The 16,945-nt window shown below is 38.9% G+C and carries 13 protein-coding genes; 6 read left to right on the forward strand and 7 right to left on the reverse strand.

The window, feature by feature from the left end:
* Window positions 1-5: 5 nt before the first annotated feature.
* Window positions 6-674, reverse strand: coding sequence for a ribosome biogenesis GTP-binding protein YihA/YsxC (gene yihA, locus H5159_RS00145; RefSeq protein WP_002959920.1), 669 nt, complete (start codon window positions 672-674; stop codon window positions 6-8).
* Between the two features lie 281 nt (window positions 675-955).
* On the opposite strand from yihA, the gene H5159_RS00150 reads away from it, so the two are divergent.
* From H5159_RS00150 to H5159_RS00160, 3 genes are all read left to right on the forward strand, one after another.
* Window positions 956-1,588 carry a cytochrome c gene (locus H5159_RS00150; protein WP_182682808.1) on the forward strand — a complete coding sequence of 211 codons (633 nt, stop codon included), beginning with the start codon at window positions 956-958 and terminating at the stop codon, window positions 1,586-1,588.
* Between the two features lie 753 nt (window positions 1,589-2,341).
* Window positions 2,342-2,926: a Der GTPase-activating protein YihI gene (gene yihI / locus H5159_RS00155; protein WP_002959924.1), complete on the forward strand. Its 585-nt coding sequence runs from the start codon at window positions 2,342-2,344 to the stop codon at window positions 2,924-2,926.
* 12 nt (window positions 2,927-2,938) lie between these two features.
* Window positions 2,939-3,454 carry a DUF2489 domain-containing protein gene (locus H5159_RS00160; protein ID WP_002959926.1) on the forward strand — a complete coding sequence of 172 codons (516 nt, stop codon included), beginning with the start codon at window positions 2,939-2,941 and terminating at the stop codon, window positions 3,452-3,454.
* A gap of 76 nt (window positions 3,455-3,530) precedes the next feature.
* Here H5159_RS00160 and hemN read toward each other — a convergent pair whose 3' ends face one another.
* Complete coding sequence (gene hemN, locus H5159_RS00165) at window positions 3,531-4,904, reverse strand: oxygen-independent coproporphyrinogen III oxidase (protein WP_182779476.1); 1,374 nt, start codon at window positions 4,902-4,904, stop codon at window positions 3,531-3,533.
* Between the two features lie 123 nt (window positions 4,905-5,027).
* Complete coding sequence (gene yjgA, locus H5159_RS00170) at window positions 5,028-5,561, reverse strand: ribosome biogenesis factor YjgA (protein WP_002959930.1); 534 nt, start codon at window positions 5,559-5,561, stop codon at window positions 5,028-5,030.
* Between the two features lie 144 nt (window positions 5,562-5,705).
* Between yjgA and pmbA the strand changes: the two genes are divergently transcribed.
* From pmbA to H5159_RS00185, 3 genes are all read left to right on the forward strand, one after another.
* Window positions 5,706-7,055, forward strand: coding sequence for a metalloprotease PmbA (gene pmbA / locus H5159_RS00175; RefSeq protein ID WP_182779477.1), 1,350 nt, complete (start codon window positions 5,706-5,708; stop codon window positions 7,053-7,055).
* A gap of 72 nt (window positions 7,056-7,127) precedes the next feature.
* On the forward strand, window positions 7,128-7,607 hold the full coding sequence (locus H5159_RS00180) for a DUF721 domain-containing protein (RefSeq protein ID WP_002959934.1): 480 nt from the start codon (window positions 7,128-7,130) through the stop codon (window positions 7,605-7,607).
* 422 nt (window positions 7,608-8,029) lie between these two features.
* Window positions 8,030-10,105, forward strand: a complete 2,076-nt coding sequence (locus H5159_RS00185) for a M13 family metallopeptidase (RefSeq protein WP_182738443.1) — start codon at window positions 8,030-8,032, stop codon at window positions 10,103-10,105.
* A gap of 36 nt (window positions 10,106-10,141) precedes the next feature.
* On the opposite strand, the gene H5159_RS00190 is transcribed toward H5159_RS00185, so the two are convergent.
* The 4 genes from H5159_RS00190 to H5159_RS00205 all read right to left on the reverse strand — a co-directional run bounded on the left by H5159_RS00190 (window position 10,142) and on the right by H5159_RS00205 (window position 16,839).
* Window positions 10,142-11,242, reverse strand: a complete 1,101-nt coding sequence (locus H5159_RS00190) for a phosphotransferase enzyme family protein (protein WP_182696200.1) — start codon at window positions 11,240-11,242, stop codon at window positions 10,142-10,144.
* 22 nt (window positions 11,243-11,264) lie between these two features.
* Window positions 11,265-11,663, reverse strand: coding sequence for an 8-oxo-dGTP diphosphatase MutT (mutT, locus tag H5159_RS00195; RefSeq protein ID WP_007377262.1), 399 nt, complete (start codon window positions 11,661-11,663; stop codon window positions 11,265-11,267).
* A gap of 68 nt (window positions 11,664-11,731) precedes the next feature.
* Window positions 11,732-14,440, reverse strand: a complete 2,709-nt coding sequence (secA, locus tag H5159_RS00200; RefSeq protein ID WP_182779478.1) for a preprotein translocase subunit SecA — start codon at window positions 14,438-14,440, stop codon at window positions 11,732-11,734.
* Between the two features lie 371 nt (window positions 14,441-14,811).
* Entirely contained in the window at window positions 14,812-16,839 is a 2,028-nt protein-coding gene (locus H5159_RS00205; RefSeq protein WP_182779479.1) for a methyl-accepting chemotaxis protein, read from the reverse strand.
* Window positions 16,840-16,945 lie beyond the last annotated feature (106 nt).

A 16,945-nucleotide genomic window follows, 5' to 3' on the forward strand; every position in this document is an offset into this window, starting at 1 on the left:
AGCGTTTAAGCCTCTGGGTTGGTTTCGTCTGTGATTGTTTCATCGCTAGGTGGTACAGCAATAACAGGACCTAAAAACCATTCATCTAGCTTTTTAGCTACTTCTGGTAAACCGGTGCCCTTTAATGATGAAAACGCATGAACTGTAATATCCCCATCAAGCGTGCTTAATTCACGGCGAACTTGCAGTACTTGTGATTTACGAGGGCCTTGCTTTAGTTTGTCGGCTTTAGTTAATAGTGCCAATACTGGAATTTCACTACCAATTGCCCAGTTAATCAAATCACGGTCTAAATCTTTTAATGGATGACGAATATCCATTAAAATAACAATACCTTTTAAGCTTTGACGCTTTTGCAGATATTCACCTAACGACTTTTGCCATTTCTTTTTCATTTCGATTGGTACTTTAGCAAAGCCATAGCCTGGTAAATCGATAAGGCGCATATCGTCAACATCCGCTAAATCGAATGTATTGATTAGCTGAGTACGTCCAGGTGTTTTACTTGTACGTGCTAGCTTCTGATCGGTTAATGCATTTAATGCACTCGACTTACCTGCATTGGAGCGACCGGCAAACGCAACTTCAATTCCCGTATCAGCAGGTAATTTAGTAATGTCGGGAGCGCTTGTTACGAAAGACGCAGTATTATATTTGATACGAGATTTGAGCACAGGCTCTCCTAAAACTTAAAAAAATAACATTGAGTAAACCAAATTCACTCAGGGCGCGTATTTTATACTATAAAGGATGTATTAAAAAGCGTATTTAACCACCTAAAAACAGCACCTATGGTACATTTAAAACATGTTAAAGCTTAATCTAAGTCAAAACCCTGTAAATTATAAGCTTAATATGTGTAGAAAACGTGCCAGAGAATTTATTATCGTGTAGAATATATGTATTACAACATCACGATTGTAGATGATACAGGGTCGGAAACAGAGAATTCACCATGAAAAAAATAGCACTATCTTTAACAATATTGCTTGGTGCGTTGTCAGCAAGCAACGCAACAGCATTTGATGGCGATGTAAACGCAGGTAAAGAAAAATCAGCAACGTGTGCGGCTTGTCACGGCCCAGACGGTAATGCGCCGGTTAATATTTACCCTAAAATTGCAGGTCAACATCCAGATTATATCCTTAAGCAACTTCAGGATTTAAAATTAGGTATGACGTCAGGCGGCAAAGAAGGGCGTATGGATCCAGTAATGAGCGCTATGGCTATGCCACTTAGCGAGCAAGACATGAAAGATCTAGCTGCTTATTTTTCTTCAATCAACATGACTGAAGGTGCTACACCTAAAGATGTTGTTGAAGTTGGCGAAATGCTCTTTAAAGCAGGCGATGCGGAGCGTGGGATTCCATCATGTGCAGCATGTCATGGTCCACGTGGTAACGGTTCATCACTTGCTAAGTTTCCAAAAATTTCTTTTCAGCATCCTGGATATATCAAGTCTCAACTTGAAAAATTCCGTGATGGAACTCGTCACAATGACTTAAATGGCATGATGGGCGATATAGCGAAGAAATTAACAGATAAAGATATTGAAGTACTTTCTCAGTACTTAGGTGGTTTACACTAAAGTCGTATTTATTTAGCAATTAATAATAAATATACTACAATGTTTTACAAAAAGCAGCCTAGGCTGCTTTTTTTGTGTGCAAAATTAACGATATCACCCGTTTAAATGTAAGACATTGACCATGCGTTAGTGTGAGAAAAGTCTTCTTTTTATTTTTTATTCATCATTAACCTATTGTATTTTATTGTTTATTTTGTTTTAAAATGTAATAAGTATAATAAAAGTTATATAAACCAGTTGTAACAAAATCATTAACGAGTAAATTAACCACTGTCGCAAAAGAACAATAACAAAACGGAAACAAGCTATAAGGAAAGTGGCGCGGCATGACTACATAGCACAAGATTGGTGCTACTAAAGGAAATAATAAAAAAGTGTCACGATGACCGAAAATAATAAAATACTCATGGAAGTTTAATAACAAAAACAAAATGGAATGTAACAAGGAACGTAAAAATAATAACAATACGGACTGATAATAATAAAAATAATAAAGACTAAAAAAAGTCGAAGGGAGAAGTGTCCAGATAATGGCGCTCAGATTAGCAGGCGGTAGAGATGTTTTCTCTACCGCCTTTTTATTTGTCCTGTTACAATACCCACCGTTTAAAATTAGCGATTAATTAGCTAAGGCGCTTTTAAATGAGAAACCCAACCTCTATAGCGCAAACTGAATTCTTCTGGCTAGGCCAGCACTGCGATGCCCATTAATTTGCGCTTCGCTCAAAACCTCTTAAGTGAGATGATCAAGATATGAGTAGAACTAAAAAGTCACGCAAAAGCCCAGCAAACGGACCTGTTCGTTTAAGCCAAGATAAGCTTAAAGAAATGCGCGCATTAAAAGAGCAGCGAGTTAAAAAAACCAAAGGCGCAAAGCCCGGTTCTCGTAATGCGCCAGATTTACTGGATAGCGAAAGCCAAAATAGTAATCACGCGCCTAAAGATAAGCGTGTAGGCAGTAAAAAGCCTGTGCCGTTAATCGCAACCGCGCCAGAGCCTAAAGTTGAAATGAAACGCAACTTAAAGCCAACTATTGAGCTGAAAAAAGTAATCGAGCCTGAATTTACACCTGAACAAGAGCTAGAAGCACTTGAGAATGATGAACGTTTACTTAAATTAGTAGAGCGTCATGAAAAAGGTGAAATGCTAACAGGTAAAGATGCTAAGTACTTTAATAGTCGCATTGCCCGTCATCAGGCGTTATGTGAAATTCTTGGTATTGAAGATGAGGACGAAGACGAGTTTGAAGATGACCTTGAAAGCCAAGGCAATTCTGATTTCGATCAATACTTATCTGATGATTTAGCCAACGAATGGTTAGATGAAGACGACAAATAGTAAGGATAAATAATGAGTACCTCGGTAATTTTAGCCTTACTTTTAGGCGCTGCTATCATAGCTGGTTTGGCATTTTATGCGGGTCAGTTGCTGTATAAGTTAAATGCGCAAAAAAAGTTAATTGCTAAAACGCAGGCTGAACAAAAGCAAAAGCTTGAAAAGTCGCGTTTAAAGCGAAACGCAAAACTAGCCGATAGTATTCATTTAATCGCACGTGCAATGAATGAAGAGCAGTGTGAGTTTTCTGAAGGCTGTTTACGTATTTGGGTACTTATGTCTCAGTATGCCTTTGAAAGCGAGCGTGATTTAACGACGCAGTATCCTGGTATTTATAAAATGTATCAGGTAGTTAAAGAAATGCCGACGCACGATGCACGTAAAAAATACTCTAAAAAAGAGATTTTTAAGCTAGATAAGGCTCGCTGGCAAGCTGAAAAAACACTTAAAGATGAAGTTAAAGCGGATTGCGCTAAAATTATTATCGAGTTTAAAGCCGCTCCAGGTAGCGATAAAGTCGTTTTTAATTAAAGCTACAACTTAAATACAAAAAGCAGACCTAGGTCTGCTTTTTTTGTGCCGATGTATTTATTATCCAGAGTTCAGGCTAAATCACCCTTGAAAAGCGCGTTGCGTTAATTTGTTTTTGTAAGTGAGCATCGAAGCACATACAAATAATACGAATGAATAAGTTCCCGCGTGGTGTTACGCTAATTTTATTATCAATTATAGTGACTAGTTCATCTTTTATAAGTGGCGCCAGCGCTACTAATGCATCCTCAAAGTAGTCATTAAATATAAGCGCGTGTTTTTCACTAAAGTCTTGTATATCTAATTCAAATTGGCAAATGAGCTGTTTAATTGCATCAGCACGAATTACATCATCATGTGTTAAGTGCATTCCTTTATTAAGAGCACTACCGCTTTGTGTTTCTACGTTGTGGTAATAATGTTTTAATTCTTTTTGATTTTGTAAAATGGCGGTGCCAATTTGTGAAATTGATGACACGCCTAAACCTAATAAATCACAATTTCCATGGGTTGTATAACCTTGAAAGTTACGATGTAACTTGCCTTCATTTTGCGCAACAGCTAGTTCATTATCAGTTTTTGCAAAATGGTCCATACCAATAAATTGATAGCCTGCTTGCGTCATCTGCTCCAGCGTATTTTTAAACATGGTGAGCTTATTATGAGCACTGGGTAAATCTGCATCTTTAATCTTACGCTGTGCAGCAAAGCGCTCTGGTAAATGCGCGTAGTTAAACACTGATACTCTGTCAGGGCTTAACTCAATAAGTTGCTCTATAGTTTTCTTAAAGCTCTCTGGCGTTTGCAGAGGTAGCCCGTAAATCATATCTGCATTAATAGATTGAAATCCTAGCTCGCGAACTTGTGTAATTAATTGCTTAACGGTATCTGCATTTTGCGGGCGATTAACAGCAAGTTGCACGTCGTCGTTAAAGTCTTGAATCCCAAATGAGACACGGTTAAAGCCAAGCATTCTTAAATCAACAAGCATATTATCGGCAAGTGAGCGTGGGTCTATTTCAATACCGCGCTCTGTTGTGCGTGTAAAATTAAAGTGTTGTTCTAAAAGTTTAATTAAACGGGTCATTTGTTTTGCGGTTAAAAAGGTGGGAGTACCGCCACCTAAATGCAATTGCTCAACCGTGTAGCTTTTAAATAAAGGCGCTTGGGCAGTAATTTCTTTTGCTAAAAAGTCGAGATACGTATCTGCCTTAGATTGATGACGGGTAATTATTTTATTACAGCCACAGTAGTAGCAAAGCTGACTACAAAACGGGATGTGAATATATAAAGAAAGAGAGCGACTTGTTGACGATTCTATAGCGCTTAGTAGGTCTTGTTGCTGATATCCGTCACGCAGTGATAAAGCCGTGGGATAAGAGGTATAACGCGGACCAGACACATTATATTTGTTTATTAGGGTTTCATCCCATTGTGGAAGTTTAATCATCACGCACACCTAAGTATTTATTTATTGGGGATTATAAAAAAGTACTCAGGAAGGCGGTTTGATCTATAACAAAAAAGGTGCCGAAGCACCTTTTTTAATAAAATATAACTTAATACGACCTAATTAATAAGTAATAGTATGAGCATCTTTAAGGTATTGAAATAATTCTTTATAACCTTTACCCGGCTTTTCAGCTTTCGCTTCTTTTGCCGCATTTCGAACCAATTGGCGCATTTGTTGACGATCAAGAGATGGAAACTGCTCAATAGTCTCATTGATAAGGTCATCACCTTGCTCAATTAAATCTGAACGTAATTGCTCAATTTTTTTGACCAATACTTCAGCTTGGTTATTTTTATTAAGCATCACATCGATAATCGCTTTAATATCATCAATGTTTTCTACAGTACGCAGTGTTTTAGCGATGTAATTTAAGTGGCGGCGATACGCGTCGCTTTTGTTACTTATTTTATCAGCAACAACCATCGCTTCTTTTAAATCGTCATTTAATGGCAGGCGTTCGCGCTGTTTTTTACCCATTTTGGCAATTTCAGTACCTAACTGATGAAACTCTTGCGCTTCGCGTTTAAGCTCCGTTCTTGATACATATTCAATTTCTTCTTCAATTTCAGCAGGCTTGCCTTTTTTCTTTGCCATGGGGTGCTCTTAAATAAAAATAACTTTTGCCATTATACATGAATATGATACTTAGGAATATTAGCTGATGTGATGCATTGAGTGTGTTAGCATTTAAATATAAGAAATGCGTGCATTATGCCTCTAAGGCTCAGGACTTAATTTATGAAAAGCCAACAAAACGATCCAATTTATTCTCAAATATCGCAAGTTAAAGATGCGGTAGCAGAAGTACTCGAACATGCTAAAAAATTAGGCGCTACAGCTGCAGAAGCTGCGATGTCTAGCACGTCTGGTTTATCGGTTAGTACACGAATGGGTGAAGTAGAAACCATTGAGTTCAACCAAGACGGCGGCTTAGGCATTAGTGTATATGTTGGTAATAATAAAGGCTCGGCGTCAACGGCTGATTTAAATCCAAAAACATTGCGTACGGTAGTCGAAAAAGCGATTGATATAGCCAAATTTACATCTGATGATCCATTTAACGGCGTTGCTGATAAAGAGTTACTTGAATTTAACCCTAAAGATTTAGATTTATATCATCCTTGGGATGTAAGTCCTGAGGAAGGCATTGAGCTTTGTCATGCTGCTGAGCAAGCTGCATTAAATGCAGATGAGCGTATTGTTAACTCTGATGGTGCGAGTTTTTCATCGCATCAGGGATTACGTGTTTATGGTAACAGCCACGGTTTAATTGCAGGTTTTCCGCGCACTCGTCATAGTATTAGTACTATGGTAATAGGTAAAGATGGCGAACACATGCAGCGCGACTCTGCTTATACAGTTGCTCGCGATCAGGCTGGTTTAAATGATGCTGCGGTAGTGGGTCTTGAAGCGGCAGCTGAAACCTTAGCTAAATTAAAGAGCCAAAAGTTAGGCACAATGAAAGTGCCTGTTATTTTTAGAGCAGATATTGCAAATTCATTGTTTGGTCACTTGGTGTCGGCAATTGGTGGTGGCGCGCTTTATCGTAAATCAAGTTTTTTACTTGATAGCTTAGGCACTCAGGTATTTAGTAATTGTGTGAATATTGCTGAGCGCCCACATATTTTAAAAGGGTTGGCATCGTCACCGTTTGATAGCGAAGGTGTTAAAACATTCGATAGAGAAATAATTCAAGGCGGCGAGTTACAAACTTATTTATTAGCAAGTTATGCTGCGCGTAAAATGAACATGATGCCAACAGGACATGCTGGCGGTATACATAACTGGCTCGTTGAGCAAACTCATAACGATTTAACTGCACTATTAAAAACCATGGGTACTGGCTTATTAGTTACAGAGCTAATGGGGCAGGGCGTAAATACCGTAACGGGTGACTACTCTCGTGGTGCTGCAGGTTTTTGGGTTGAAAATGGTGAAATTCAATATCCGGTAAGTGAAATTACTATTGCTGGTAATTTAAAAGACATGTTTAAAGGTATTTCTGCCATTGGTGGTGATATAGAACGCCGTGGTGGTATTCAAACAGGCTCAGTACTAATAGAGCAAATGCAAATAGCCGGCGCGTAGTATTAATATGCAGTGTATACTTAGACCCAGAGTATTATCTCTGGGTCTAAGTGAGTTTTTACGAGGTGTAAAATGGCTAAAGATAGATATGCACCAAAACCGCTAACCGATATTATGGCGGGGTTAAATAATCGTTTATCGGCTTATGCAGGCAAAAGCCAAGCACTTGATACACAGCAAACCTTATTAAAAGATTTTTTAGGCCCTAAATTGGGTGATAAATGCCGAGTTAGTAATTACCGAGACGGCACGCTAATGATAGAGGCTGTGTCTGCGCCTATCGCGCTTAGGCTTAATTATTTAAAAATGGATATGCTTTCACACTTTAGAGCAGCTGGAATGGCAGAGCTCGGACAAATAAAAATAACTGCAAACCCTCAAGCAACACAGCGATTAAGTACCGCTAATAAATCGGGCAGCCCTACAGTTACCAACTCACGTAAAATGAGTGAGCAAACCGCTAATTACTTAAATGCGATAGCGGCTTCTGCCCCCCCTTCATTAAAAGAAAAACTAGAGCGTTTAGCGCTCCACGGGAAGAATAAAAGTTAGCCTTAGCCACCCACTATATTGTTATTGGTAGGGCTATTTTTGCAGCTCACCGCATTCAAAATACTTTGTTACATATTCCATTTTATTGTTGGTCTAATGAGGTTTATGATACTGCGTGGTGTGCTTTATTATTTAAAGCTCCCTTGATACCCATTCCATTAAGTAAAAGCGTACAGGCAGTGCTATTTTTACTCCTGCTATATTCAAGAATTTAATGGAGTTGGTATGTGATACCAACCTGCATAAATCTTTGATCAATTTAACGAATTAAATTGCACTATAACGTCGTTAAAAATTTTTTATTTAGAACAACTAGATACAAAAACTTTTGCCTAGTTCTAGCGTAATTTTCTTAACGTTAATTAGACCCCATACATAAGCAGATTGGTATGATTTAATTCTAACTAACAAACGGAATCATTATGAATAAAGTAACAATGGCCGCTGCGAGCATAGCGCTTGCACTTGGTCTAGTAGGTTGTGGTGAAAAACAACAAGAAGCTAAAGTAACCGATACTCCTGTAGTAACAGCACCCGCTGAAAAGCCACTAGAGCTTGGTATTGAACTAGCGAATATGGATAGTTCAGTACGCGCACAAGACGATTTTTATTATCATGTAAATGGACAGTGGTTAGCAAAAACTGAAATACCAGGTGATAAGTCTAACTACGGTTCTTTTTCGCAGCTATATGATGAGTCACAAAAAGCGATGAAAATTGCCCTTGAAAACGCAGCCGCGAATAAGGCCGCTAAAAAAGGCAGTGATGAGTATAAAATTGGCGCATTTTATAAAAGCTACATGAATCAATCTGCGCGTAATGAGCTAGGTATTACACCATTACAACCGTCATTAGATACGATTGATAGCGTTAAATCTAAAGCTGACTTAGTGGGTTTAATGGCTAAAATTCAAAAACAAGGCGGTACTTTACCGTTTGGTTGGTTTGTAAATAACGATGCTAAAAACTCGAGCGAGTATGCATTGTATTTATCTCAGTCGGGTCTTGGTTTACCAGATCGTGATTATTACTTAAATGATGACGAAAAATTCACTAAAATTCGTGCTTCTTACGAGCAATACATCACAGATGTTTTAGCAAAATCAGGCGTTAAAAAAGCAGCAGAAGCTGCCAAGAGCGTACTTGCATTTGAAAAAACACTAGCTGATGCTCAGTGGAGCCGTGTGCAAAGCCGTGATGCAACTAAATCTTATAACAAGATGACAGTAGCAGACGCAAGCAAGTTGATGGGGGAGCTTGATTTAGCTGCATTCTTTAAAGATGCAGGTGTGAGTGCAAGTGATATTATTGTACGTCAACCAAGCTACTTAGAAGCACTTGCTACTATTTATAAAGATACTGATTTAGCGACGTGGAAAAACTACTTAAAATTTCATTTTGTAAGTGGTTATGCAGAGCTACTTAGCGAAGATTTAGTTAACCTTAACTTTGACTTTTACAGCACAACACTTCGTGGCGTAGAAGAACAAGCACCTCTTTGGAAGCAAGCGGTTGATGCATCTAACAGTGTACTTGGTGAAATTTTAGGTAAGGTATACGTTAAAGATAACTTCCCGCCAGAAGCTAAAGCACGCATGGAAGAGTTAGTTGATAACGTAATTAAAGGTTATGGCGTTGCTATCGAAAATCTTGAGTGGATGAGCCCTGAAACAAAGCTTGCAGCGAAAGAAAAATTAGACAAATTTACGCCTAAGATTGGTTACCCAGACACGTGGAAAGATTACTCAGAGCTAGAGATTAACTCAGACGAGCTAGTAGGTAATTACATTCGTTATAGCGAATGGGCATACGCAGATATGATTGCTAAATTGGGTAAACCAGTTGATCGCTCTGAATGGCACATGACTCCGCAAACGGTAAATGCGTATTACAACCCAGTAAACAATGAAATTGTATTTCCAGCCGCTATATTACAACCACCATTCTTTAATTTAGAAGCGGATGATGCTGTAAACTACGGCGCAATTGGCGCGGTAATTGGGCATGAGCTTGGCCACGGTTTTGACGACCAAGGTGCTAAATACGACGGTGACGGTAACTTACGTAACTGGTGGAGTGAGACTGACCTTAAGCAATTTGAAGAGCGTACAGCGGCTTTAGTTGCACAGTATAACGAATATAAACCATTTGAAGATGCAAGTGTTAATGGTGAGCTAACGCTTGGCGAAAACATTGGTGACTTAGGTGGTTTAACCGTTGCTCATAAAGCGTATATGCTATCTTTAGGTGATAAAAAAGCACCCGTGATAGATGGTTACACAGGCGATCAACGCTTCTTTATGGGTTGGTCACAAATCTGGCGTCGTAACTACCGCGATGAAGAGTTACGTAATCGTTTATTAACAGACCCTCATTCACCAAGCCACTACCGTGTAATCGGTATCTTGTCGAACATGCCTGAGTTTTACGAAGCGTTTGACGTAAAAGAAGGTGATAAAATGTATATCAAACCAGAAGATCGCGTAAAAATCTGGTAATTGCATTGCTATAAATAACAAAAAACCAGTAAGTTTTTAGCTTACTGGTTTTTTTGTATCTTGAATTTGTTTATCGACTAAGCACGCGTGCATCCATTCTTCGTTACTCAGTATGTTTTTATAAAGCGCGAGTTGGTTTTGTGCTCGCTCTAAATTATGCTCTGCATGAGATACTTTAAAGTACACATCGTTATTTAAGTAATCAGTTAAAAAGCGCACACTTAACATGAGCGGCATTATTTTAGCGCCTAATAATAAGCTTTCTTGCTCTAGTATACTCATGCTATTTTTTAATGGCGTTACATAGCCTTTTACAATGGCTGAAAATATATCTTTTCGAATAACAACGTTGTGTAAGTTTGTTGAATCCTCGGCTTCGGGGGAGCAAAATGTACGTACCATGTCGCCAAAGTCATAAAGCCAAAATCCTGCCATGCAGGTGTCTAAATCAATAACTGCTTTTGCTTTGTGAGTTGTATTACAAAACAGCATATTATTTATTTTTGTATCGTTATGACACACTCTAAGCGGTATGTGTTTAGCTACCTGACTAAGCTCAGTAATTAAATGCTGCTGCGTTAAGCAATATTCTATTTCGTCAGCGCAGTGCTTTACTCTATTAACTACGTTGTTAGTGATTGCGGTATTTAATTGCTCAAAGCGCATCGCTAAGTTATGAAAATCAGGGATTACAGTGTGTAGCTGTTGCGCATCAAAATCTTGTAATGCATGAGCAAATACGCCAAAGGCGTAAGCCGCTTGCTCGCTCTGCTGGGTATTTTTAACAACGTCTTCGCTGTAGCTATCGCTAATATAGTTAAGGACGCGATAATACGCATTATCAATTTTTATTAAGTGTTCGTCGTTTTGTGTAGTTATATGTTTGATTATTTCAAGAGGGTAATTATTTTGCAGTTGTTTAGCATTTAAATGCTGCTCAATTAGTTTTGCATTACTCACTAACTGAGCAGGGTTTTTAAATACCTCAGTATTAAGTTTTTGCACAATAAATTGTTTATCAATACTTGTAAGTAGCCATGTACTATTTATATGACCGCTACCAATCGCACTAACTTGAGTTAACTCAGGGGGCAGTGCTAACAGTTCGCTTAGCTTATTTTGTATTGAGATATTCATTGTGCTCACTTATGCCCTTTTTTTATGCGTATCGGGCAACTATTTTTTCGATAATTTCAGCATTCGCTTCAGGAAAATCATAATTTTCTAATTCAGTAATTGCTACCCATTCGCTAGGTTGCCCTTCAGCGCCATGTGCTTCACCGCTAAAGTTACTTACTACGTGTACATCTAATTTAACGCATTTATCGCCGTAGTCATGTTCAATCACCATCAATTGGCTAGAGCTGTGAATGGTTAGTCCAACTTCTTCAATAAGCTCGCGTTTAAGTGCAACAAACACACTTTCTCCAGCTTCAACTTTACCACCAGGAAATTCCCATAAACCGCCTTGATGTTGTTCATCTGCACGTTTACAAATGAATATAGCGTTATTTTTCTTAATAACACCAACAGCTACATGTACAATTTCTATAGTCATTACTTTAAAACTCCATAAAAAAAAGCGACGCTAGCGCCGCTTTTTAATAAGCTACTGACAATATTGGGTTACTTTAATTTACCGCAACACTGTTTGAATTTTTGACCTGATTTACAAGGACAAGGGTCATTACGACCTACTTTTGGTTCTGTACGAGCCATTACTGTCGCTGTTTCTGGCGCTTCGCCACCTACGTGATCAGCTTCTTCATGTTGGTATTCGCGAGGAGCATTTTCACTTTTACGGTGTTGCTCTTCTACTTTTTCAACATCTTCTTCTGCGCGTACTTGTACTTTACTTAGAATGCTTACAACATCTACTTTTAAGTTTTCAAGCATTTCGGAGAACAGCTCAAACGATTCACGCTTGTACTCTTGCTTAGGATTCTTTTGCGCGTAACCACGTAAATGAATACCTTGGCGTAAATGATCCATTGCAGCAAGGTGATCTTTCCAATGCTGATCAAGACTCTGTAGCATAATCGCTTTTTCGAATTGACGTAAAACAGAATCGCCAACTTGCTCTTCTTTTTGCTTGTATGAATGCTCAACCGCCTGCTCAATACGCTCACGAAGCTTTTCTTCGTATAGTTTATTGTCATCTGCTAACCACTGAGTAATAGGTAACTCAATTAAGAAGTCTTGTTTTAAACGCTCTTCAAGGCCAGGAATGTCCCACATTTCAGCAAGGCTTTGCGGTGCAATGTACTGATCAATTGTATTGCTAAGTACGTCACCACGAATTGCAGTAATAGTTTCTGAAATATCACCTTCTTCAAGTAGTTCGTTACGCTGAGAGTAAACAACACGACGTTGATCGTTTGCTACATCATCGTACTCAAGTAGTTGCTTACGAACGTCGAAGTTACGTGCTTCTACTTTACGCTGTGCATTTTCAATCGCACGGTTTACCCATGGATGTTCAATTGCTTCACCGCGTTGCATGCCTAATTTACGCATCATGTTAGTCATGCGCTCACCGGCAAATATACGCATTAGCGCATCGTCCATCGATAAGTAAAAACGGCTTGAACCAGCATCACCTTGACGACCAGAACGACCACGTAATTGGTTGTCTATACGACGAGATTCGTGACGTTCAGTACCAATGATATGTAAACCGCCGGCATCAATTACTGCATCATGGCGAATTTTCCAAGCTGCTTTAATTTCAGCAATTTGCTCATCAGTTGGGTTTTCAAGTTTTTCAACTTCACTGTTCCAGTTACCACCTAACACGATATCGGTACCACGACCGGCCATGTTTGTTGCAATTGTTACTGTTCCTGGTAGGCCAGCATCTGAAACGATGTCAGCTTCTTGCGCATGAAATTTAGCATTAAGTACATTGTGCTTAATTTTTTCTTTGCGTAAAAACTGCGATAAATACTCAGAGCTTTCAATTGAAATAGTACCAACAAGCACCGGTTGTCCACGGTCTTGGCAGTCTTTAATATCAATTAAAATAGCTTCGTATTTTTCTTCTTGCGTTAGGTAAACTAAATCGGCGCGATCATCACGAATCATCGGCTTATTAGTTGGCATAACAACGGTATCAAGGCCGTAGATTGACTGAAATTCAAATGCTTCAGTATCGGCTGTACCTGTCATACCTGCTAACGTTTCGTATAAACGGAAGTAGTTTTGGAACGTAATAGAGGCAAGTGTTTGGTTCTCGTTTTGAATTTTTACACCTTCTTTTGCTTCAACAGCTTGGTGTAAACCTTCTGACCAACGACGACCTTCCATTGAACGACCCGTATGCTCATCGATAATAATTACTTCGTTTTCTTTTACAACGTAATCAACATCTTTTTGGTATAGCTTATGAGCACGAAGGGCGGCATAAACATGGCTTAGTAGCGTAATGCTTGCTGCTGAATAAAGCGAATCGCCTTCTTCAATTAAGCCGCGCTCAGTAAGTAGCTCTTCTACTTTAATTTGACCACGTTCAGTTAAATGAACTTGCTTAGATTTTTCATCGATAGTGTAATCGCCATCGCCTTCAATACCTTCTTCGTCTTCTTTTTCTTGAAGCTCAAGTAAAGGGACGATGGTGTTTATTTCAGTGTATAGCTCAGAGCTATCCTCAGCTGGACCTGAAATAATAAGCGGGGTACGTGCTTCATCAATTAAGATTGAATCCACTTCATCGACTACAGCATAAAATAATGGACGTTGAACTCGTTCATCAATGCTAAAAGCCATGTTGTCACGAAGGTAGTCAAAACCAAATTCGTTATTAGTACCGTATGTAATGTCGGCAGTATAAGCGAGCTTCTTTTGCTGCGGCATCATACCTGGTACGTTACAGCCTACTGTAAGGCCTAAAAATTCAAATAACGCACGGTTGGTTTCAGCATCACGTTTAGCAAGGTAGTCATTCACGGTAATTACGTGAACACCTTTGCCTGTTAAGCCGTTTAGATAAGCTGGTAGAGTAGCTGTAAGTGTTTTACCTTCACCGGTACGCATTTCTGCAATGCGACCTTGATGTAAAACCATACCACCTAATAACTGCACGTCGAAATGACGCATGCCATTTACACGCTTTGACGCTTCACGTACCACAGCAAAAGCCTCTGGTAGAATGTCGTCAAGGCTTTGTCCGTTATCGTAACGTTCTCTAAACTCAGCTGTTTTAGCTCTTAAATCTTCATCAGAAAGCGCTTCAAGTTGCGTTTCTAGCGCATTGATTAGCGCGACCGTCTTTCTTAAGTTTTTAATAGTGCGGTCATTGCGACTACCAAAAAGCTTGGTAAATAAATTAGATATCATGATAAAACCGTTACAATGTATTCTTTGTCAGCCGAGTATCGGCTAACCCATTTTTAACAATTGGTAATTAATATGTGCTTTTAAGTAACACTTAGAACATATTAATTAGCAATTTTGTATTAAACCGTTCAAAAAGCACTGTTTATTACGTGCGCTACTATACCAGACTCTGCCAAACAACAAACTATCTCAATAAAAAGATCGGTGTATAAAATCGAAAAATTTGATCTGGTTCGTAAAAATCACTTTGTATTACTCAATTACAGTAAAAATAGCAGCGAACTGTAAAGATATGGTGCTAAATAAATTAAAAACAAGGGTTATAGTTGCGCTTAAGTTTTACGCTTAAACACAACTATTAAATACATGTTTTATAATTTAAATTGATTAACCGTTTTGCTAAGCGCCGCAGCTAAATCACTTAAGTCACGAGCTTCGTCAGCGAGGGTGTGCGCATGGTCAGCGGTACTGTTCACTAAGTTATTAATTGCCGAAAGGCTCGTATTAATATCTTCAGCAACAACAGTTTGCTCCTCGGTAGATGTGGCTATTTGATGACTTTGGTCTTGTACTTTAGTAACCGACTGCGCAATATTGTGAAGTGAGCTAAGCACTTCTTTAGTTTGAAGCACTGAGCCCTCGGTTTGATCTTGTCCTTGTTGCATCATTACTGAGGCTTGTTGAGCTATTTGCTGCAAGCGCGAAATCATATTTCGAATATCGTCTGTTGATTCTTGTGTGCGACTTGCTAGTGAACGTACTTCATCAGCAACAACGGCAAAGCCTCTACCGTGTTCACCGGCACGAGCAGCCTCTATGGCCGCATTAAGTGCAAGTAAGTTGGTTTGATCAGCAATGGAATTAATTACATCGACTAATGCACCAATGTTATTACTTTCTTGCTCAAGACCTGCAACCACTTTAGATGCTTCGCCAATATGTAATGCCAGTTCAGTCATTACTGTTTGCGCCTGTGTAGAACGGCTAGCTCCTTCAGCTGTAATTGCTTGTACTTCTTCAGCTGCGTTATTTGTGTGTTGTGCGTTACGTGATATTTCAAGCACAGTAGTCGCCATTTCAGTTACCGCTGCGCTCACGCTATCAACTTGCTGCTTCTCTTGCTGAATTTCAGAATTTGTTTTCTCAGAAACACTTCTTAGCTGGGCCGCTGCATTACTTAGTTGTTCTGCTTGCGCTGCGGTATCAAGCATCATGGCGTGCAACTTATCAATAAAAGTGTTCATGTGGTTGGCCAGCTGTCCCACTTCATCTTGACTATTAATATAAATTTTTTGAGTAAGATCGCCTTCGCCCGATGCTATATCACGCATAATGTGCGTAAGCGTTGTAATGGGTTTTGAAATCATGTGGGTAGCCCATAAAATCATGGCTAATATAATGATTAAGATAATAATTACCGCCGTTGTTGTAGCGGTTACTGCAGCATTTACGGGCTCTTCAATCATAGTAGTTGGGATAAGTAGACCTACATACCAATCTATATAAGGCTGCTCTAGCTGCAGACGATGGTAAACCACATAAAACTGCTCACCTTTAAAAGTAACCATTTGGCTGCCTTCAAGGTTATTTCGCATTTGTGTATTTAACTCTTTAAAGCCTGCTGTATTTGTAAATTGTTGCTCAAGCGCATCGAGCCCTTCTTTACCGTTTGCACCTTCATCTGTAATTGAAAGTTTATGCCCAGTGGCCTTTGAAAAATGAACTACTTTTTGATTACCATCGAGTAAAAATCCATAACCTTGGCCGTTAAAGCGAATATTTTCGACCATGTCGTTAATTTTGTTTAATTGTAAATCAACACCGCCCATACCAATGAGTTTTCGCTGAGCGTTATAAACAGGTTGTTGTACTACTGCGGATGCTACGCCTGTGGTTAAATCAACAGAGATTGGACCTACGTAAAGCTTGTTAACTTGCATGGCTTCTTGCCACCACCCACGCTTGTAAGCGTAATAAGGCTGGCCGTTGTAGTGACTTGTACGCTCGTTTTCTTTAAAGTATTCACCGGTGGTTGCTGAGGCAAAAAAGGCCGATAAAATGTTTTCGTCATTTGAGCTTAAACGCACAAAGTCTTGGTTTACTTCGTTGTAACCTGGCGCGCTTTCGAGTGCTTGATCGCGTGTATCCCAATTTTCAAAAAAGTTGATTAAATGTGGGTTATTAACAAAGGTTGATACCATTTTACCGTACATCGCGAAGTAACTTTGCATTGAAAGTTGCTCGGTCTGTAGATAACTTTGTGCTTCGTTTTCTATGTTTTCTCTAGAGAGATTGGCAATGTGTTTAACAAAAAATGTTGAGGCGATAATTAGTAAAACGGTAATTGTTCCACCAATCAATAATAATATTTTCTTCCGTAATGATAAATTATTTAGCATGAGTACACATATTTTTATTATTTATGAAATTATATCTAATCATATCTTACTTAAAATCTCTATAAAGTTAGATAGAAAGAACTAATTATGCGTTTAAAATAAAGGC

The organism is Pseudoalteromonas sp. SG43-1 (genome assembly GCF_014164415.1).
Lineage (GTDB): Bacteria > Pseudomonadota > Gammaproteobacteria > Enterobacterales > Alteromonadaceae > Pseudoalteromonas > Pseudoalteromonas distincta.